Source organism: Burkholderia sp. PvR073 (genome assembly GCF_054055695.1).
The window spans coordinates 1-19,638 of the sequence record NZ_JBSRXO010000001.1 but is presented as its reverse complement, the minus strand read 5'-3'; the positions used below and the strand labels follow the sequence as shown (position 1 = coordinate 19,638).

17 protein-coding genes are annotated in these 19,638 nt (G+C 65.5%); 3 read left to right on the top strand and 14 right to left on the bottom strand.

Annotated features, from left to right (window positions below; translation table 11 throughout):
• Nucleotides 1-7: 7 nt before the first annotated feature.
• The 11 genes from ACVK00_RS00085 to ACVK00_RS00035 all read right to left on the bottom strand — a co-directional run bounded on the left by ACVK00_RS00085 (nt 8) and on the right by ACVK00_RS00035 (nt 12,902).
• Complete coding sequence (locus ACVK00_RS00085) at nt 8-826, bottom strand: PA3715 family protein (protein ID WP_284893921.1); 819 nt, start codon at nt 824-826, stop codon at nt 8-10.
• A 34-nt stretch (nt 827-860) separates the two neighbouring features.
• Complete coding sequence (locus tag ACVK00_RS00080) at nt 861-1,244, bottom strand: ATP-dependent protease (protein ID WP_284893922.1); 384 nt, start codon at nt 1,242-1,244, stop codon at nt 861-863.
• A gap of 450 nt (nt 1,245-1,694) precedes the next feature.
• Nucleotides 1,695-3,434 (bottom strand): hypothetical protein, encoded by a 1,740-nt coding sequence (locus tag ACVK00_RS00075; RefSeq protein ID WP_284893923.1) that lies wholly within the window; start codon nt 3,432-3,434, stop codon nt 1,695-1,697.
• Nucleotides 3,431-5,389 (bottom strand): hypothetical protein, encoded by a 1,959-nt coding sequence (locus tag ACVK00_RS00070; protein ID WP_284893924.1) that lies wholly within the window; start codon nt 5,387-5,389, stop codon nt 3,431-3,433. The genes ACVK00_RS00075 and ACVK00_RS00070 overlap by 4 nt, the downstream gene beginning before the upstream one ends.
• A 297-nt stretch (nt 5,390-5,686) precedes the next feature.
• Nucleotides 5,687-6,751 carry a 2-aminoethylphosphonate aminotransferase gene (locus tag ACVK00_RS00065; RefSeq protein ID WP_284893925.1) on the bottom strand — a complete coding sequence of 355 codons (1,065 nt, stop codon included), beginning with the start codon at nt 6,749-6,751 and terminating at the stop codon, nt 5,687-5,689.
• Nucleotides 6,751-7,932, bottom strand: a complete 1,182-nt coding sequence (gene aepY, locus ACVK00_RS00060; RefSeq protein ID WP_284893926.1) for a phosphonopyruvate decarboxylase — start codon at nt 7,930-7,932, stop codon at nt 6,751-6,753. The genes ACVK00_RS00065 and aepY overlap by 1 nt, the downstream gene beginning before the upstream one ends.
• Nucleotides 7,929-9,617, bottom strand: a complete 1,689-nt coding sequence (gene aepX, locus ACVK00_RS00055; protein ID WP_284893927.1) for a phosphoenolpyruvate mutase — start codon at nt 9,615-9,617, stop codon at nt 7,929-7,931. The genes aepY and aepX overlap by 4 nt, the downstream gene beginning before the upstream one ends.
• A complete protein-coding gene (locus tag ACVK00_RS00050) occupies nt 9,614-10,381 on the bottom strand; it encodes a phosphocholine cytidylyltransferase family protein (protein ID WP_011658559.1) in 768 nt (255 codons plus the stop codon). Before ACVK00_RS00050 ends, aepX begins: the two co-directional genes overlap by 4 nt.
• Before the next feature lie 36 nt (nt 10,382-10,417).
• Complete coding sequence (locus ACVK00_RS00045; RefSeq protein WP_165752911.1) at nt 10,418-11,419, bottom strand: HpnL family protein; 1,002 nt, start codon at nt 11,417-11,419, stop codon at nt 10,418-10,420.
• Nucleotides 11,416-12,225 carry a HalD/BesD family halogenase gene (locus tag ACVK00_RS00040; RefSeq protein WP_166724961.1) on the bottom strand — a complete coding sequence of 270 codons (810 nt, stop codon included), beginning with the start codon at nt 12,223-12,225 and terminating at the stop codon, nt 11,416-11,418. The genes ACVK00_RS00045 and ACVK00_RS00040 overlap by 4 nt, the downstream gene beginning before the upstream one ends.
• Nucleotides 12,222-12,902 (bottom strand): CDP-alcohol phosphatidyltransferase family protein, encoded by a 681-nt coding sequence (locus tag ACVK00_RS00035; protein ID WP_284893928.1) that lies wholly within the window; start codon nt 12,900-12,902, stop codon nt 12,222-12,224. Before ACVK00_RS00035 ends, ACVK00_RS00040 begins: the two co-directional genes overlap by 4 nt.
• Nucleotides 12,903-13,542: 640 nt before the next feature.
• On the opposite strand from ACVK00_RS00035, the gene ACVK00_RS00030 reads away from it, so the two are divergent.
• Entirely contained in the window at nt 13,543-15,057 is a 1,515-nt protein-coding gene (locus tag ACVK00_RS00030; protein WP_284893929.1) for an acetyl-CoA hydrolase/transferase family protein, read from the top strand.
• A gap of 48 nt (nt 15,058-15,105) precedes the next feature.
• Here ACVK00_RS00030 and ACVK00_RS00025 read toward each other — a convergent pair whose 3' ends face one another.
• On the bottom strand, nt 15,106-16,641 hold the full coding sequence (locus ACVK00_RS00025; protein ID WP_284893930.1) for an MDR family MFS transporter: 1,536 nt from the start codon (nt 16,639-16,641) through the stop codon (nt 15,106-15,108).
• 135 nt (nt 16,642-16,776) lie between these two features.
• Here ACVK00_RS00025 and ACVK00_RS00020 point away from each other — a divergent pair, with 135 nt between their 5' ends.
• Nucleotides 16,777-17,217: a MarR family winged helix-turn-helix transcriptional regulator gene (locus ACVK00_RS00020; RefSeq protein ID WP_284893931.1), complete on the top strand. Its 441-nt coding sequence runs from the start codon at nt 16,777-16,779 to the stop codon at nt 17,215-17,217.
• A gap of 135 nt (nt 17,218-17,352) precedes the next feature.
• Here the strand turns inward: ACVK00_RS00020 and ACVK00_RS00015 are convergent, their stop codons facing one another.
• Entirely contained in the window at nt 17,353-17,850 is a 498-nt protein-coding gene (locus ACVK00_RS00015; RefSeq protein WP_354123101.1) for a DUF2938 domain-containing protein, read from the bottom strand.
• A 137-nt stretch (nt 17,851-17,987) separates the two neighbouring features.
• Here ACVK00_RS00015 and ACVK00_RS00010 point away from each other — a divergent pair, with 137 nt between their 5' ends.
• Nucleotides 17,988-18,413: a helix-turn-helix domain-containing protein gene (locus ACVK00_RS00010; protein WP_284893933.1), complete on the top strand. Its 426-nt coding sequence runs from the start codon at nt 17,988-17,990 to the stop codon at nt 18,411-18,413.
• A gap of 78 nt (nt 18,414-18,491) precedes the next feature.
• Here ACVK00_RS00010 and ACVK00_RS00005 read toward each other — a convergent pair whose 3' ends face one another.
• Complete coding sequence (locus ACVK00_RS00005; protein WP_354123100.1) at nt 18,492-19,370, bottom strand: helix-hairpin-helix domain-containing protein; 879 nt, start codon at nt 19,368-19,370, stop codon at nt 18,492-18,494.
• Nucleotides 19,371-19,638 lie beyond the last annotated feature (268 nt).

The following is a 19,638-nucleotide window of genomic DNA, read 5'->3' as shown; positions in this document are numbered from 1 at the left end:
CGCCGTCTTACTTGAAGCGCTTGCGCGCGGCGGGTGAATACCAGAAGTCCCGGAACATATCGATACCGTACGATTGGCCGTCGTATTTGACGACCGTGCGCGTGGTTCGCTTGCCCGTTTCCGAATAGTCGCCGTCCTTGCGTTGCGTCTTCGTGACGTGTGCCGTGATCGACAGGTCGGCGAAGCCGTGACTCGATGTCTTTTCGACCGCGATCGTCATCCTTGCGTCCTCGCTGCGCGCGTCGCCGGCACCCGCGCCGCAAGCCTCGCCCTCGACACTGACCCAGCCGTACAGGTTCGTGCCGAACACCGGGCGGATGCGATTGCCTTCGCGAACCCACAGCGTCAGTTCTTCGCTCGCATTCGCATCGGGACAGCTCGGCCCGCGCGCGCTGCTCAGGAACACGACGCCGAACGCGCGCACGTCGGGTGACAGCCGATACGGCGCGGTGTCGATGCGATAGCTGTCCGGACCGACTTCCGTCGTGGCATCTTCCTCGACGATCGAGCGCGCGGCCGCGACGATCTTGCCACCCTCGAGGAGCGCGACGACCTGCAGCTTGTTGTTGCCGCCCGGGTTCTCGCTCTTCGGCAGCGAATCGAACGCCACGGCTGCGATCGTTGTACTCGGTGCGTCGGGCATCGCCTTGCACGCCGATGCGATGACGAGCCGGTCCGCGTCGCGCGTGGCGATGCGTGCACTCGCGATGCCGGCCCAGCGGGCGACGGCCGTGACGGCTGCGTCGCCGCAGGGCTGGTTGTCGGCGGCGTGAGCGGCGGGAGCGAAGACGAGTGCCAACAGCGGGACGAAGCGGGAGACTCTCATGGCGCCAATGGAAAAGGTGTTTCGCATCTTTCGATCAGAGATCTCCGCGCACTTCACCGGTTCCCAGCGCGCTCCGCTGCCGATTGACTTCCGCCCAAAGCTCATCGCTGTCGTCGTCGCGCAGCACGATCATGCAGTCCAGTTGATCGTCAGTCACGCCGAAGTAGTCCAGGATTTCCCGGCGAACCGCATCGACGAACTGCGCGTATTCCGGGGTTGTCTGGGCCTGGGCGTGCAAGGCGTCGTATGCTGCATCGTCCGCGTCGCCGCCGTGCTCGTCGATATAGCGCGAGATCCACTGGTCTCGTTCGTGGTCGTAATCTGCCTCGGCGCGCATCGCTTGCACAGCCGTGTAGAAATCCAATTGGGCGAACGCGGCGATCGCCGCCGTTGTCGCCTCGTCAAATGTAGTCGTCATTCCATTTCTCATGTCTGTCATGGCACAACATCGCACGGGATGTGCCCGGCTTGGTGCCGCGAATCCGGACGGCATAATACGCCGTTTCGCACTGATGTTTGGCTCGAGCAAAGGCACCATGCTCGGGAAGTTTACGCCTTCGAGTGCGCCAGTCATCGGGGCCGCGCGGGCAACGGGGCGCTCATTTTGCCGCACTGCAAGCACGGCGATAGCGATGAAAACAACCCGGCGCGGCAGATCGCGGAACAAGTGTCGAGCGTACCCGGCAGGGTTTTGCCGCGCCTCGGAGCGTTCTTCAAAGTAGGTGTCAGATAGGCATATCCGTCGCACACCCAGAAAGCAAAGGGATTGTCCGGTTGAGCGATCGCGAACGTCCGCATCGCAACGTATGCGGCTAGGCGTTCCTATGCCGCCAAGTCGCCTCGCTAGCAAGTTCCGAAGGCCCCCACTTTATTCCGCCGAAGAGTCCTGCGCGTCACCAGTTTCCATCGGATCCTCGTTGCAAAACCGATACCACGCCGAAGCTGGAACCGGCATTCGAAAGTGTCGGCAGGCAACAAAGTCAAGCGCCCACAGCCCGACCGTTCGCGTCTGCGACGACTCGATCCAATCGAACTCCGGTCGTTCCAGGAATTGCTTAATCCGTTGCTTCATGTCTACGATCGACGGAAGGAGTGCGTAGGGAGCCTCGGCTTCACCGTGCTCCAATGATCCGCCGAAGTACCAATTGCCGGGCCAATCGTTAGTTGGATGCCAGAGTTGGGCACAGACGTTGTCATAGGAGCCGATCGCACCTCGCGCCAAGGCTGTGTAGTGGTCATCCAGTTCGAAAACAACACACCATGCGGCGATCGTGGCAAGGGACCAGGACGTACCCATTAGCTTTTCGATCAGCTTGGAGTCCTTCGGATTGACTTCAAGTTCCACGAGATCCTCGAGCGAATCTGTCGACACAGGAAACATCGATTTGGTCTTGAAGCAGTAGTCGAGTCGCTTCGCCATTTCAGCGACCCAGCCCTTGGCCACATCGTGTCTCCCAGCAAGCACCAGAAACATCAGTGCCAACGTGACGTCAATGATGTGCCCGTCGAGACGGGGCGAAGCACTCGCTTCATGGTTTTGAATAAGCGCACACAGACCATCCGCAACCACCGCGACATTGTTCTCGATGATAGCCGTGGCCTCTGGGTCATTGGTCGGTTCCACCCGACAGGCGAGGCCGATCGTAGCGATCAAGCCGATGTGCTCGAAAAGCACGACGGCGAACGCGGCGCCTTCCCTGTCGTAACCTGCCATGCCGTCCCGTACCTCGAGGTGTGGTCGAATCACATCGAAGTATCTCGCCGCTGCCTGCGTATAGGAGTGCCACATGCCACCGATCGCTGCGTGAAGCTTGGGCCGCTCCTTCGCATCCGTCAGCTGTAGCCTGTGCCAGGACCAAAGCAAAGTCCGCTCGCTAATCCAAAGCGCCTGCCGCGAATCGCCATCGGCTTGGGCCCACCTCGTACAGATCTGTGCGGCAAGGTGAACTCGCCGGAATGCCTTTTGCAGAGCCCGCGTGTCCGGGTTCGGCATTTGTAGCTTTCCGTCTGCTGTAAGGCCCAATTGTCTGAGCAGCATACGATTTAGGTCGCGGAAGTCGTATTCTGAGTCGCTGGCCAGTGCGAGAGATTTTCGAAGATCGGCTCGGTCGCTTGGAGCAAAGAGGTTCTCGTCCAGCATGAATCGCTCGATCAGGCTAGACACGCGATCCGCGCCCCAAAATTCAAAACTTGCGCGTGCCGAGTTCTGCTCCTTGAATCCAGTCCAATTCGTTTCAACGTCTTGCTTGAGGTCCCCCGTCGTAGCCAGAATGATCGTCTTTCGCAACCCTACATGCTCAGGCGCTATGAGTTTCGTCGAGTAGACGTCCAGCACTTCGTTGAGACTCGGTCGGACCGAGGTCGGATCGCCATTGTCCCAGTCGCGGCGTCCAAGATCCCCCTGTTTGATGACCAGCAGAAGCAACTCTTCTACACCATCGGCAGGCGACTTCCCGACGGCAGCTAGGTCGACGCCGAACTGCCTCACACCGGTCTGTGGCTTCGCCAGCGGCACGTACCCCATGGCCAGCAGCAGGTCGGGAAGCAAACGGTCGAACTCATCACGCTCGCGCAGCGTTCGCAGAAACTGCGAAATGATCAGCCTCATGATCCGCTCCGCCTTGCAAGCCTGAATCCCAGATGGCGGATCGAGTTCCCGATCGGGTCAAAGGCTTCGCGCCGCGGCAGTTCGATCGAGTGAGACATCGACGAGAGCTTCATTGAGGGGCCATAGTTTGCATCGTGGTAGCTGAATGTGCCTCGCCCAGCCTTGATGGTGATATGTGTCGCGACCTGTCGCCAAATAGCGTTCTGGCTGGCCTCTTCAAATGATTCGTTCATTTGCTTCGCTCGGGCTCGAGCAAAAAGCCTGCGCAGCCGGGTGGGCGGTCGAAGCTCATTGAGCATCGGCAGTGCACTCTGTGCATCAGCGACTTGCTCAATCGTCTCTGCGACCGTAAACAAAAACGCCTTGTGGCTGTCCATGGAAGCAGTCTCGCCGGCCTTGCGGCACGCAGCGGCCGTGCTTCCGGGATAGTCATATCCAATTTCGTCCACGAGCAAGGCACGAAGCACTGGGTAGATACGCTTCTCTGGTTCGTTCGACAGAAGCATCGACAGGGCTAGGGAGGTCAGTTGCGCCCTGTCGTGCACATAGCCGATCAATCGTCGCGCGAGAAACAGGAGGTCTTCTGTTGCAAGCCCATCCAGGTGTCCCTTGTCTAGACCCAACTCAGTATGCAAATGGTGACTGAGTGGGGTGAGAAATCCAGCCAACGCTGCGGGATGCTCCTGCGCGCCACTCAGCAGCCAGTCCGTTACCAGTGACGCCCAACTAGCCTCGAGTTGGGCCAGTTCTCGTACTGTGTCGCCAAAGAGACTCGCCGTCTCAGAGTCGATGGCTCCCCTGCGGCCATGTTCAGCGACCCACTTCCCTAGCACAGACGCGACCATGGGCGCCTTGGCTGGATCGGAGAGCAATCTGGCCATAGCGTGATCCAGGTTGCGAATAGCGCCCTTGAACTCGGGCTTCAGCGACGTTATCAATTCGAGCCAGCGTTGCGTGATGCCGCGCTCGCCCAGCTCTTTTGCCTTGAGGAAGAGTGCCGTTGCCACAGCACAAAGTACATCCTGGTCGCCGCCTTGGGCTAGACGTTGCAGGATGGGATCAAATGCGGTCATGACGTGCATGGCGCTCACGGCCGCTTGAATCGCCTGTGATCTCAGTTCACCTTGTCCGCGCTCAATCAGTTCGAGGACCGCTCGTATGACAACGTCGATCGAAGTTGATGGCGCACGCTCGTCGAGCAGCAGGCGGCCAAGCGCCCAAACGCCGACTCGCGCTCGTAAAGGTCCTTCTGCCTGCGCATCCCTTCTCGCGATCTCAACGGCTGCTGAATAGTCCGTCTTCGCGAGTGCGACGATCGCATTCCCTAACAGGCTCGCCGTAGCTTCGGATAGATGCTCCAGCACGTTTGCATGAAGTGCCAGAGCGTCACCTGCCCGTGTCTCCAGCCAAGATTCAAGAGCACTATGAATTGGCCCCCCCGCGATATCGTTCTTGGTCGGTTCGTACTTGGCAACGAAAAGATCGATGATCGATCGCGCTTCAATTCTTTGCAGGTAGGGTAAGGTGGCTTCGACAAGGTGGAGAACGTCGAAAACATCTGAGCCGTTACGTATGCGTTGGGCTCCGATGGCGAGGACGTCCGTATTGGCTGAATCCAGCGCGAGGAGGCGCCCGGAAGCTTGGTCGTTGTGACCGATCTCGTCGCGCCAGAGTTCGTATGCTTGCTCGAACAGTGCATCTGCGTCAATGCCGGAAGGGGACTTTAGACCTTCAAACGCCGCGCCTGCAACGATAGCATTGCGAACGACGAGTGAGTCGAACTGGAGCACCGCCTCTTCCACCAATTGGCAACCACCTGGCAGTTCGACTGCGGTCAGAACCGCGCCGGCGGGCACGTCGATGCGCAGCCCGACTCCGTACTGGCGGTGAAGGTTTAGAGCCAACTCCGCCACCAGCGCGGCACCGGATGCGGCCGCATTCATTCCCTCTTCCATGATTAGCACTCCTAGTGCTCTGATGCTCCCTGCTACGCCTGCGGCGACAGCATTCAAGCCGACTTCAACGAGATCGAGGCCATTGGTGTTCAATGGCCCGTGTTGTGATCACTTCCCCTCAGGTCTTGGACTGCGAGAGACTCAGATTAGCCTGAAGCAGGCATTGCCAGCTAGCCCATAAACGTCCGGTTGTGACCGAATACCGACAGTCTCCCCGCATTCCCCCGTGACCCACGATGACCAACAAAAAAGGCCCTTGCGGGCCTTTCATGGACGAACGTACGAGCAGGGCAGCGCTTACCGCGTCAACTCCGTAAACCCATCCAGCAACCGATCGACGTCAGCGGCCTGAATCGCCCCCATCGTCGAAATCCGGAACAGCTCCTTCGACAACCCGCCTTGCCCCGCGTAGATCACGAAGCCACGCGCCTTCAGGCCGTCGTGCAGCGTCTCATACGTGACGCCTTGCGGCAGCCTATACGCACGCAGCACGACCGACGAAGCGCCTTCGGGCAGCACGAGCGACATCCCCCGCGCAGCAAGCCCAGCCTGCGCCTGATCAGCGAGCGCCTTGTAGTGAGCATGCCGCGCACGCCAGCCACCGGCCTCATCAAACTCGCGCAACGCCTCGACGAGCGCATAGTAAGCATGCACGGAAGGCGTAAACGGCGTATTCCGCTGATCCTGCAGCTTCGCGAGACGACCGAGATCGAGGTAATAAGTACGGCTCGCGGCCTTGGCAAGCGCGCTACGGCGCACGATCACGAACGCGGCCCCCGGCACACCGTGCAGACACTTGTTCGCGGTAGCGGCAACAGCATCGATCACACCGCCGGCAAAGTCGATCGCCTCAGCGCCGAAGCTGCTCACACCGTCGACGAGCATCTTCACACCACGCGCACGGCATACGTCGGCGATCGCGCCGAGGTCGTTCAAGCGGCCGGTCGTCGTTTCGTGATGAATCACCGCAACGTGCGAATACCCACCCGCGTCGAGCTTCGCACCAATCTGCGCGAGATCAGGCGCCTGCATCCACTCATGCTTCAGCACGTCATGCGCGATCCCGTACTGCGTCGCGATCTGCGTGATGCGCTCGCCGTACACGCCGTTCTCGATCACGAGCAGCTTGCCGTCCTGCGGCACGAGCGCCGCGATCATGCTTTCGACGGCGGCGGTGCCCGAGCCCGTCATCAGCACGGCGGCCCATTCGGCCGGATCGAGCTCGTACGCGGCGACGAGGCGCGCACGCGCTTCATCCTGCAGATCGAAAAATTCGCTTTCGCGATGGCACAGGTCGGGTTGCAGCAGGCTGCGGCGCACGCGTTCGGTGAGCGTGACCGGGCCGGGGTTCAGCAGCAGCATCAATGAGCTCCTTCGGCGTGGGCTTCGGCCTGTGCGGCGCCGATATGCCGCATCAGGCGGGTCTTGACCTCGACCGGCGTGACGGTCGGGCGGGGCAGGCCGTCGGGCACGCCCGTGCGGATCGCAACGCGCACGAACTGCGTACCGTTGCTCTGCGCAGCGAGCGTCTCATCCACCACGTCGAGCGTGTCGCCTTCGACGGCGGACGCATAGCCGCACGCGGCCGCGACGCCCGCGAACGACACATGCCGCGACACGGTCGCCTGGCCGCCCGTCGATTCGTGCGCGCCGTTGTCGAGCAGCACGTGCGTGAGGTTGGACGGACCGTAGGTGCCGAGCGTCGCGAACACGCCCATGCGCATCAGCGCGGCGCCGTCGCCGTCGACGGCCACCACGCGCAGGTCGGGGCGCGCGAGCGCGAGACCCAGCGCGAGCGGCGTCACGCAACCCATCGAGCCGACCATGTACAGCTGGTTCGGACGGTCGTCGATCGCGTAGAGTTCGCGGCCGCAGAAGCCGGTCGACGCGAGCACGACGGTCGAATCGACCGGCGTGTGCGCGATCACGCGTTGCAGCGCGTCGTGGCGGGTCGGCCACGCGGCGGGTGATTCAGCACGTGCCGCGGACTGTGCGGCAACATGCGCGCGCGGCGTCGCCGCCGGGTTCGCCTTCAGTTCATACGGCGCGACGCTGCCTTTCTGCATCACGAGCGCGTACGGGCGGCCGGTTGCGTCCATGTGCGCGATCGCGCGGTCGAGCGCCGGGCCGACCTGTTCGGGGTCGGTCGGGAACGTCTCCCACGGGATCTCCATCGTGTCGAGCATGGCCGGCGTGATCGGCCCCATCAGCGCGTGCTGCGGCTCGTCGGATACGCCCGGCTGGCCGCGCCACGTGACGATCAGCAGCTGCGGCAGCCGGAACGTCCAGGTCAGCGACGTGAGCGGGCTCACCGCATTGCCAAGCCCGGAGTTCTGCATCATCGCGATTCCGCGCTTGCCGCCGAGCGTGGCGCCCGCGATCAGCGCGACCGCGTCGCCTTCGTTCGCGGCCGACAGATAGTGCAGCGTCGGGTCCTGCAGCACGTAATTGATGAACGGCGTCAGGTACGAGCAGGGCACGCCCGCGTACCAGTCGAAGCCGCGCTCGCGCGCGGCCTCGACGAACTGGGCCGCTTCGATCATTGCGCGCCCCCGTTGCCGGCGCCCGGCTCGGACAGCGGCGTCTGGCCGTGCGCGAAGTCGCCCGCGCGGCGGAAGTCTTCGAGATCGTTGACGCCGCGCCAGTGGCCGTGCACGTACTGCACCTCGATCTTCTCGCCGGCGGCGATCAGTTCGTTGAGCAGGGACGGGATATCGAGCGTCTCGAAATCAGGACGTGCCTGCAGCGTCGCGAGCATCGCCTTCAGGCGGTCGACGCCTGCGCCGCGCACGTTCAGCAGACCGATCCAGCGGCCGTGCGGCGTGCCTGCGGCGACGTCGCTCGATACGCGTTGCAGGTAGGTTTTCTGACCGAACAGGCCGCGGTCGTCGGCGGCCGAGCAGAGCGCGAAATCGCGCACGCTCTGGTTGGTCGGCTCCGTCAACGACGAGTCGACGACGACGCTGAACTCGGCCTCGCTCTCCGCGAGGTCGCGCACGATGTAGCTGCGGAACAGCAGGTCGCCGTACGAGATCACGGTATCGCCGGTCAGGCGTTCGGCCGCGCATGCGAGCGATGCGAGCTCGCCCGTCTGCGCATGGCGTTCGTTGACGACGAGCTTGATGCCCGACGTGTCGATCGCGTCGGCGCGATAGCCGCCGACCACGGTGATGTCGTTCACGCCGTGCGTCTTGAAGCCGTCGACGAGCCAGCGCAGCAGCGGCTTGCCGGCGACCGGCAGCATGACCTTCGGCTTGTCTTCGGTCACGGCTTCGAGGCCCTTGCCGCGGCTCGCGGCGAGCACGATCGCCGCGTTCGACGCGCGCGACGACGACGACAGGTAGATACGCTCGGCCGCCGAGTATTCGTCGGCGTCCTGCAGGCGGAAGATCTCGTTGACCGATGCGACGCGGTCCTCGACGTTGATCAGCGTTTCGTTCTCGTGGATCTCGCGGGCGGTCGCCTGCATCGCAGATGCCGATGCGCGGATCAGGTGGTTCGCCCAGATCACGGTGCTGATGCCGGCCTGGCGGAACACGTCGGTCGGCGTGCTGTAGTACTTGGTCGGCACGATCACGAGCGGCGCCTTGCCGCTCCATTCGCGTGCGAACTGCAGGATCTCGTCCGGGCGCGACAGCTTGCTGTGGATCAGGATCGCGTCGGCGCCGGCTTCCGCATACGCGTTCGCGCGGCGCAGCGCCTCGTCCATCCCCCAGCCGGCGATCAGCGCTTCAACGCGCGCGACGATCGAGAAGTCGGGGTCGGTCTGCGAATCCTTGCCGGCCTTGATCTTGCCGCAGAACTCGTCGATTTCCGCGAGCGGCTGGCGCTCGCCGCCGATGAAGCTGTTGGTCTTCGGGAATTGCTTATCTTCGATGCACACGCCGGCGATGCCGCGCTGCTCGAGCTTCTTCACGAGGCGGCGCACGTTGTTGAAGTTGCCGTAGCCGGTGTCGCCGTCGAGCAGGATCGGCAGGTCGCTCGCGTCGGCCATGAACTCGAGCACGTCGACGACCTGGGTCCAGCTCGCTTCGTTGTTGTCACGTACGCCGAACTGCGCGGAGATCGCCAGGCCCGATGCCCAGATCCCCTTGAAGCCTGCTTCGCGGACGATCCGCGCGGACAGGCCGTTGTGCGCTTCCATCAGGAATTCGAGTTCGTTGCTGACGAGCATGCGGCGCAGGCGTGCGCTGCGCGATTCGGAGAAGTTGGGTTCGCGAGCGTTCATCGTGCGGCTCCTGCCGTGGTGCGTTGAATCAGGGGAAGAATGTCTTGTGTCGCGCGTGCGACGTCGTTCGGGAAGTCGATCTCGATCCACGGCGAACCCGTGACGTCGGCGACGTCGAACGAATGGCCGCCTTCGAGCAGCAGGTCACGCACGGCTTCCTCGTGCGGCATGTTCGCGCGGCCGCTGTCGACGTAGCCCGCGACGATCTTCGCGAGGCGGCGCGCGGTGCCTTCGGTGAAGCGGAAGAAGCCGACCGATTCGCCGATCGTGTCGTAGTCGAGGTCGACCGCGAGCTGCTTGCGCAACTCGACCGGCACGCCGTTTTTCAGGCACAGCTTGACAGGCTCGTCGCCGGCTTCGAAGTCGCGATCGATCAGCAGGCGGTCGACCGCCTTGTCCGAGTCGGCCACCAGCGCGTGCAGGATGTTCTCGTCGTAGAGCACGTCGGCGTCCATCAGCAGCACGTCGCCGCCGCGCGTCATCGCATCGGCGACGGTGTGCACGGTCAGCACGCTGCCGAGGTCGTAGCGCTCGTTGATCACGATCTCGGCGGTGCGGCCGAGGCGCTTCAATTCCTGCTCGACCTTCTCGGACTGGAAGCCGAGCCCGAGCACGATTTCATCGACGCCCGCGGCGTCGAGTACGCGCAGATGGCGCTCGAGCAGCGACACGTCGTCGAAGCGCAGCAGGCACTTCGGGTATTGCGCCTCGGGCGGTTGTTGCAGGCGCAAGCCGAGGCCTGCCGCAAGAATGATGGCTCGCATGGGTTCTCCAACCAAAAAGCCGGCGGATCTGAACGATCAGTCGGCGAGCGGCTGCGGCGCATGGCGCCGCTGCCAGTTTCTTTCACTGAAATGCAGATAGAGCAGGCCGGGCAGGCCGAGCGCGAGTTCGCGCGCGCGCTTCGCGAGCGACAGCGCGAGCGCCGCGTCGGGCGGCAGGCCGACCAGCGGGGCGAGCAGCAGGTACCCGCCTTCCTGCGCCCCGAGCGAGCCCGGGATCGCGAACGCCGCACCGCGAATCGCCTGGCCGACGCTCTCGAGCAGCAGCGCGTCGAGCCAGCTGACCGGGTGCCCGAGGAAGTGCAGCGCGAGCCACACTTCCGCGGTGCCGGCGATCCAGCCGACGAGGCTCAACGCGAAGGTCTTCGCGACCTTCGCGCGATCGCGGTACAGCGCGGCGACCGCGTTGTCGATCGCATCCGCGCGGGTCGCCAGCGACGACCAGTCGCGCGGGCCGAGCAGCTTCGACGCGAGACGCATCCCGCGGCCGAACAACCCGCGCCGCTGCGCCGCGTAGAACGCGACGGCGAGGGCGCCGAGCACGCCGGTGGCGATCAGCGCCGGCGTGCGCAGGTGAGCGACCGAATCGTGCGTCGCATACAGGCTGAACGCGGCGATGCCGATCAGCGCGAACGCCATCTGCGCGAGCGCCTGCATCGTCGTGCCGACGGTGATCGCGGCGGCCGCATCGGCCATCCGCGTGCCGCGCTGCGCGAGGTAGCGCACCATCAGCACCGGGCCGCCGATCTGCCCGGCGGGCAGCAGGCTGTTCACCGATTCGCCGACCCAGCGCGCGCGCAGCGCGTTGCCGAGCTCGGCGGCCGGTTGACCGCGGCGGAACATCACGGATACCGCAAACGCGTCGATCACGAGCGGCACGACGTGGAACGCCGCGACGAGCGCGAGGCCCCAGCCGGCCGCGAGGAGCGTCGACGCGACCGCGCCGACGCCCTGCCACGCGAGCAGGGCGATGAAGAGTGCCGTTCCGAGGGACAGCAGGATCAGGCCGGCGCGTGTCATGACCCGCTCGACCGTCGCGTGGCCAGCTGCTTGAACACCTGGCGGAAACCGAAATACGCGATCGCGTCCTTCATGTTCGAGATGAAGCGCTTCCACGGCCGCATGCCGGGGTTGGTCACGTATTCGAAAGTCAGCGATACGCGCGTCTCGTTCTGGCCGAGCGGCGTGATCCGGTGGCGCAGCTTGTCGCCGTCGAACAGCACGATGCCGCCGTCGGCGATCTGCACGGAGCCCGGTTCGTCGGGCACGTCCGGATTGCGCGTATGCAGTTCGTAGTCAAGCCGGCACGACGATTCGTCGATCACGCCGATCAGCAGCGTATAGCGGCGGCCGTCGTAGTACGACGTGTCGTAGTGCCAGCCGATGTGGTCGCCCGGCTTCGTGTAGTAGTACAGCGCGTACGCGTGCGGATCGTTCTCCGGCGACACCATCAGCTTGTCGCCCGTGATCTTCTCGAGGAAGCCGATCAGCGCCTTCGAGCGGTACAGCTCCGCGATGTACGGGGCCTGCTCGTCGATCGTGTGCCGGCTCACGCTGCCGCCCTGCTTGTGGCCGGGCAGGTAATTGCGGTTCAGGCCAGGCTGCAGCGTGCGGGCGGCGGCCGCGAGTTTCGCGTGCGCGTCGGGCGGCAGGAATGCGTCCAGATACAGGAACGACCCCTGGCGCGTGTAGTCGCTGCGCAGGCGGTCGAGGTCGAGGCGGCCGACACAGCCGGCCACGGTGCGATCGGGATCGGCTGCTGCCGCGCGCGCAGGCGCGGGGCGTGCCGGGCTCAGCACGGAGTCGTCGCGCGTGCTAGAAGTCATTTGGAAGCCTGGATTTCGGTTGAACTGTGCGGGGCGTTGCCGCGGCGCACGATGCGCCACCAGTCGATCACGACCCACGCGGCGAACAGCGGGGCGCCGATCGACGCCGCGAGCAGGAACGGCTGGACGCTGTCGGTGAGCGTCACGAGCGGCAGCAGGTAGAGCACGTCTTCCGTCTCGAATCCGCCGGCGAATGCCTGCTTGGTGCCGGCCTTGCCGGCGACCGATTCGATCCGCATGCGCAGGAAGAAGATCAGCGCGACGGCCCCGCCGGCCAGCGCACCGAGCAGCACCGGCGACGCGGCCATCTGGCCGCCCTGGGCGACGATGCCGAGGCCCATGCTGACGAACAGCGCGACCGTCACGAGCGCGTCGGCCGCGAGGTCGTAAAAGTGACCGATCTTGCTGGACTTGCCGCTGATGCGCGCGAGTTCGCCGTCGGTGTGGTCGACGAAGTTCGACAGCACGATCAGGAGTGCGCCTGCGTTGCTCCAGCCGAAGCCGCCTTGCGCAAGGCACCAGGCGCCGGCGAGGCCGATCAGCAGACGAAGGGTAGTGAGGTGATTCGGGGTGACAGGCGTGTCGATCAGCGGTCGGACGAGCGCGCGCGCGAGCCGCGCATCCCAGGTGCGTGGCAGCGGCGGTTCCGAGAGTTTGGTGGTTTTTCTTTGGTCCATCGGCGAAATATATACGGAATTGTAATTTGTTGCTTTTTATTCAATCAATGTCCTGACATGCGGGAGTGTTACCGCGATTCCGGGCATCGGCCGGTTGCGAATCGGATGCGCGAAACGGCGTTCGCGCATCCGGCCCATACGTGATCCAGTGTGGTTCGCATGGCGCGACTGTCAAGGGCCAGCGGGCCTCGCTCGCGGGCCCGGCGGCGCGTCGCACGCGTCACCGGGTTGATATACATCAGGCCCGAAAAAGCGGTGCCGGGCGACAATTGGCCGCGGCGATCGACGGTCGGCCGTGGCATGCGGATTCCCTGCGTTCACACGGTCAATCCGGAAAGGTCGCAGTCGATTGACGTTCAGTCGTTCGTAATCCGCGGCCGGCAAATTGGCGATTCGCTTTCGCGCACCTTTCGAGTGCATTCGGCAGATTGTTCCGCCTGTCACAGAACGGCCGTTCGATACCCGGTGCATTCAGTAAGTATCTTTTGCATTCAGCGGACATTTCGCGGCGATGGCCTCTGCGATACTCCGACCGTGCCTGTGGTGCCGGGCCGCCCCTCGCGGCCCCAAGGGCTTCGCGTCGCTCAGGAGACACCCCCCGCGACGTCAACGACAGACCAGAAGCGTCAGATATACAGCCATGTCTTCATCACGCATCCTCGCTCCCGCCCTGCGTTCGCTCGTCCGCACCGCCGACGAAGCCGCCGCGCTGATCCGTCCCGGCATGACCGTCGCGATGAGCGGCTTCACCGGCTCGGGTTATCCGAAGGCCGTCCCGGCCGCGCTCGCCACCCACATCGACGCCGCCCATGCGCGCGGCGAGGACTTCCGGATCAACGTGCTGACGGGCGCCTCGACCGCGCCGGAACTCGACGGCGCGCTCGCCCGCACCAACGGCATCTCGATGCGCCTGCCGTACCAGTCCGACCCGACGCTGCGCGACAAGATCAACAGCGGCGAAGTCGACTACCAGGACGTCCACCTGAGCCACGTCGCGCAATACGCGTGGTTCGGGCTGTACGGCGATCTCGACGTCGCGATCGTCGAAGTCGCGGGCATCCGCGAGGACGGGCTGCTGATTCCGTCCGCATCGATCGGCAACAACAAGACGTGGCTCGAGCAGGCGAAGCATGTGATCCTCGAAGTCAACTCGCGCCAGCCGCTCGGCCTCGACGGGATGCACGACGTCTATTACGGCACCGCGCTGCCGCCGCACCGCAAGCCGATTCCGCTGACGAAAAGCGACGACCGGATCGGCGAGCCGTACCTGCGCTGTTCGGCCGACAAGATCGTCGCGATCGTCGAGACCGACGCGCCGGACCGTAGCAACGCGTTCTCCGCGCCGGACGCCACGTCCAGGCAGATCGCGCAGCAACTGATCGACTTCCTGCGCCACGAAGTGAAGCGCGGCCGTTTGCCGGAAAACCTGCTGCCGCTGCAGTCGGGTGTCGGCAACATCACGAACGCGGTGCTCGCGGAACTGAGCTCGGCCGGCTTCTCGAACCTGACCGCGTACACCGAGGTGATCCAGGACGGCATGCTCGACCTGCTCGACGACGGCACGCTGAGCTTCGCGTCGGCCACGGCGCTGTCGCTGAGCCCGGCCGCCGTGCAGCGCTTCGCCGACGAGATCGCGACGTTCCGCGAAAAAATCCTGCTGCGCCCGCAGGAGATCAGCAACCATCCGGAACTCGTGCGCCGGCTCGGCTGCATCGCGATGAACGGGATGATCGAAGCCGACATCTACGGCAACGTGAACTCGACGCACGTGATGGGCACGAAGATCCAGAACGGCATCGGCGGCTCGGGCGACTTCGCGCGCAACGGCTACCTGTCGTGCTTCATGTCGGCCAGCACCGCGAAGGGCGGCGCGATCTCGCGGATCGTGCCGATGGCGAGCCACGTCGACCATACCGAGCACGACGTCGCGGTGGTCGTCACCGAGCAGGGGCTCGCCGACCTGCGCGGCCTGTCGCCGAAGCAGCGTGCGCGCAAGGTCATCGCGACCTGCGCGCATCCCGACTACCGTCCGATGCTCGAGGACTACTTCGAGCGTGCGTCGCGCGAGAGCTTCGGCAAGCACACGCCGCACCTGCTCGCCGAGGCGCTGTCGTGGCACGAACGCTACGTGCGCACCGGGACGATGAAGGCCTGAGCCGGCCCGCCGGGGCGCCGGCGCGCACCGTGCGCGCCCGTCGCCTCGTCAGTCCATCGCCGCGTGCGCGACGTCGACGCTCGCCGTTTTCTGCGGCGGGCGGATCAGCAGCAACAGCGGGATCATCAGCAGCGTCGCGACGAACATCAGCTTGAAGTCGTTCAGGTACGCGATCATCGTGGCCTGCTGGTTGATGGTGCGGTCGAGCAGCGCGATGTCGAGGTGGCTGCCGGCCATCGCCTGCACGGCCGGGTCGAACGGCGTGATGTGGGTCGCGAGGTCGGCATGCGCGACCTGCGTGTTGCGCGTCATCAGCGTCTGCACGATCGAGATGCCGATACTGCTGCCGATGTTGCGCATCAGGCTGTAGGTGGCCGTGCCGTCCGCGCGCAGCTCGGGCGTGAGCGTCGAGAACGACAGCGCGCTCAGCGGCACGAACACGAGCCCCAGCCCGAAGCCCTGGACCACCCCGGGCCACACGATGTCCGCCTCGGACAGCACGATCGTGTACTGCATCATCTGCCATAACGCGAGTGCGGAAATCGCCAGCCCGGCGAACAGCAGCGCCCGCGCGTCCACGTATTTCAGCAAGCGCCCGACGAACAGCATCGCGATCATCGTGCCCGCGCCGCTCGGCGCGGTGACGAGGCCCGTCGTCGCGACCGGATAGCCCATCAGGTTCTGCAGCATCGGCGGCAACAGCGCGCGCGTCGCATACAGCACCGCGCCGACGACGAAGATGAACAGCGTGCCGGTCGCGAAGTTCGGGTCGCGCAGCAGCTCCGACTTGAAGAACGACGCCTTGCCGACGGTTGCCGTGTGCACGAGGAAGAACGCGAAGGCGAGGGCGGCGACCAGCGCCTCGATGCGGATTTCGTACGAGCCGAACCAGTCGAGCTGTTCGCCGCGGTCGAGCATCGCCTGGAACGCGCCGATCGCGAGCGCGAGCGTCGCGAAGCCGAACGCGTCGAATTTCACGTGCGGGCGCGGTGCCCGCGCGGGCAGGAAGGTCAGCACGCCGGCCAGCGCGAACGCGCCGATCGGCACGTTGATGAAGAACACCCAGCGCCAGTTGTAGCTGTCGGTGAGCCAGCCGCCGAGCGTCGGGCCGAGGATCGGGCCGACCATCACGCCCATCCCCCAGATCGCCATCGCCTGGCCCTGCTTCTCGCGCGGGTTGATGTCGAGCAGGATCGACTGCGACAGCGGTACCAGCGCGGCGCCGAACACCCCCTGCAGCAATCGTGCGCCGACGATCTGCACCAGCGACTCGGACAGCCCGCACAGCGCGGACGCAATCGTGAAGCCGGCGATCGAGAGCGTCAGCAGCCGCTTCATGCTGAGGCGGTCGGACAGCCAGCCGGTCAGCGGCGTCGCGATCGCCGCGGCGACGATGTAGGAGGTCAGCACCCAGGTGATCTCGTCCTGCGACGCGGACAGCGTGCCCTGCATGTGCGGCAGCGCGACGTTCGCGATCGTGCTGTCGAGCGTCTGGATCAGCGTCGCGAGCATGATCGACAGGGTCAGCATCGGCCGATTGAGGGCAGGCGGCGAGGCAGGGGTGTCGGCGGCGGCTGGATTCAAGCGGGTGTCTCCGTGGGGCGGTCGCCGTGGGCGGCGATCCGGTGCGACTCGAATTATAAGCATGCTTATTATATCCGTGCTTATCGCCCTGGATCGAGCCGCGGGTCAGTCGCGGCCTGCCCCTATAATCGCCGCATGGACAAGACTTACGAGAACCGGATCGGCTACCTGATCAGCGACGTGGCCCGCCTGCAAGGACGCCTGTTCGACCGGCGCGCGAAGCGCATCGGACTGACGCGCGCGCAAAGCCGCGTGCTCGCGTACCTGACGTGGAAGGGCGAGATGAATCAGGCGCGGCTCGCGGAATGGCTCGAGATCACGCCGATCTCGCTGACGCGGCTGCTCGACCGGATGGAAAGCTGCGGATGGATCGAACGGATCGCCAACGACGACGACCGGCGCGCGTTCGTGATCCGGCTGACCGATAAGTCGCGCGACATCTTTCCGCAGATGCTGGAAGTGGGGGACACCGTCACCGACGACGGGCTGCGCGGCTTCACGCGCGACGAGCGCGACACGCTCGTGCGCCTGCTCGGGCGCGTGCGCCACAACCTGATCGACAGCGGCGGCGAATGACGCAGGCGCGTGCTCGGCCGCTGAATCGACCGGACACGGCGGAGCGTCGTTCGCGATGACGAGGTGGCTCGGCCTGGGCCGATTCCGTTTCAACCCCTCCGCGCCGGCCCGATCCGCTGGGCCGGTGCGCGGCGCTCAACGGCCCAGCGCCGCCAGCCCGAACGCCGCCAGATAAAGCCCCGCCCCGAACACCAGGTGCGTGACGATGCTGCGCCGGCGCGCGACGCCCGGCTGCGGCGTGCGCGATGCGGCGACGCCGAACCCGAACGCCGGCTGCATCACGAAGAACGGCGCGGCGACGCTGATGAGGCCCGCGACAAGTGCGGGCATGAGCGTCGGCGCACCGACCCATTCCGCGCCCGCGATCGCAACGGGCAGCCCCGCGAACGCGATGCCGATCGCGTAATGCGCGATCCAGCCGAACACGCGTTCGCCCGGCACGGGCGGCGCGGTGACGATCGACGCATGCCGGAACCGGCCGCGCATCATGTGGCCGAGCCAGCGGCCGACCAGCGCGTAGTCGAGCGACGGAATCCCGAATGCATTGCGACGCAGCAGCGCCCACAGGTCCGTCACGAGCGTCGCGCCCGCGCCGATCAGCAGGATGCGCACCAGGAAGTCGGGTGAGGTCATCGCGCGCCTGCGGGACGAAAGGTTGCGGCGGGGCGCGACGGGAGACGAGTCGGTTTCGGCGGGTTCACGGCGGTCCAGTCTTGTGTCGAAGGAGTCGAGCGGCTATCTTGCAACTTCAAGTTAACTTGAGGTCAAGCATGAGCCGTCTGGATATCGCCGATGTCGCGCGTCGCTCGGGATTGCCCGCGTCGACGCTGCGTTACTACGAGGAAAAGGGATTGATCGTGTCGAACGGCCGTCTCGGGCTGCGGCGCCAGTACGACGAGTCGGTGCTGGAGCGCCTTGCGCTGATCGCGCTCGGCCGGGAGGCCGGTTTTGCGCTCGACGACATCCTCGCGATGTTCGGCGCGGACGGCCGGCCGGCGATCGATCGCGCGAAGCTCGACGACAAGGCCGACGAGCTCGACCGTACGATCCGCCGTCTCGGTGCGGTGCGCGATGCGCTGCGGCATGCGGCCGTGTGTCCGGCGCCGAGTCATCTCGAGTGTCCGTCGTTCCGCAAGCTGCTGCGCATCGCCGCGCACCGTCATCCGGCGCGTCGCACGAAGACGGAAGGCGCGTAGAGGGTTCGGCTTGCCTGAGTAGGGTGCTCGAGCGTGCGACGGGGCGGGCATGCCGCGACGGCTAATGCCCCGAGCGCGTCATCCCGCGTAATAGACGCGGCATTCCATCTCGCGTCCGCGCACGATGCGCTTGCCGACGAGCGAACCGAACGTTTCGGTGACGACCGTGCGCTGGTGCTCGCATTGCAACGCATCGTAGAAATAGAGCGCGACCCAGTCCGCGGTGCGGCCGGCCTCGTGCGGGCGTGCGGGATACGGGCACAGTGCGGTGAAGTGCCAGCCGCCTTTCGTCATGTGCATCACGGGCGGCGACACGCTGACGTCCGCGTTCACGCGACGCGTCACGAGCATGGGCAGGATGCCGGCGGCGGCCTTGTTGCGGTACAGGCGGTCGATGTAAAGCAGCAGTTCGACCGGCGGTTCGGTGCCGAGGTCGGCGTCGCTCGCGTGGCCTTGCCAGCGCCGGCGCCGGCTCAGTACGTCGTCGAGCGCCGCGCGGATGCCGGCCGCGCGACGCGGGCCGACGCCCGAAATCGCGTCGAGCTGGCCGCTGCGGGCCGCGCGTTCGAGATCCTCGAGCGTATCGATGTGCAACTGGTCGTGAATCCGCAGCGCGAGCCCGTGGCCGATGCCCGGCACGGCTTCGAATGCGGACACGCGTTCCGCATCGCCGCGCAGCCGATCGAGCAGGCGCCAGCGCCCGGTCACCAGCCATTCGGCGATCGCCTGCGCGACGCCCGTGCCGACCTCCGGGAGCGCGCCGAGCGCATCGACACCGCCCGCGTTGAAGCGCGTGCGGATGCCGTCGTCGAGCGACTCGATCGTATCGGCCGACGCGCGGTAGGCGGCAACCCGGTAAGGATTCGCCCCCTGTTCGGCAAGCAGCTGCGCGGCTTCGCGCAGGCAGGCCGCGATTTGCCGGTTTTCCTCGTGCGTCTGGCTGACGGTCGTCTGCATGGTGCGGGACCTGGGGAAGCGCAAACGGAAAGAACGGGGCGCGCAACGCGCGGGCCACCGCTCATTTCAGCACATTGTCACGGCAAGCGACGAACAAAACTTGATGCGCGTCAATGGCAAACGTTGCACAGCCGGGAACCGCGCCGGTCGCGGGGTGGGGGCGGGGGGGGGGCCCCACCCGCCCCCCGGTACCCGGCGGGGGACGCCGGCGCCCCCCCCGCCGCCCCGGGCGGGGGCCGCGGGGGGGGCGCGCGCGGGGGGAGGAGCC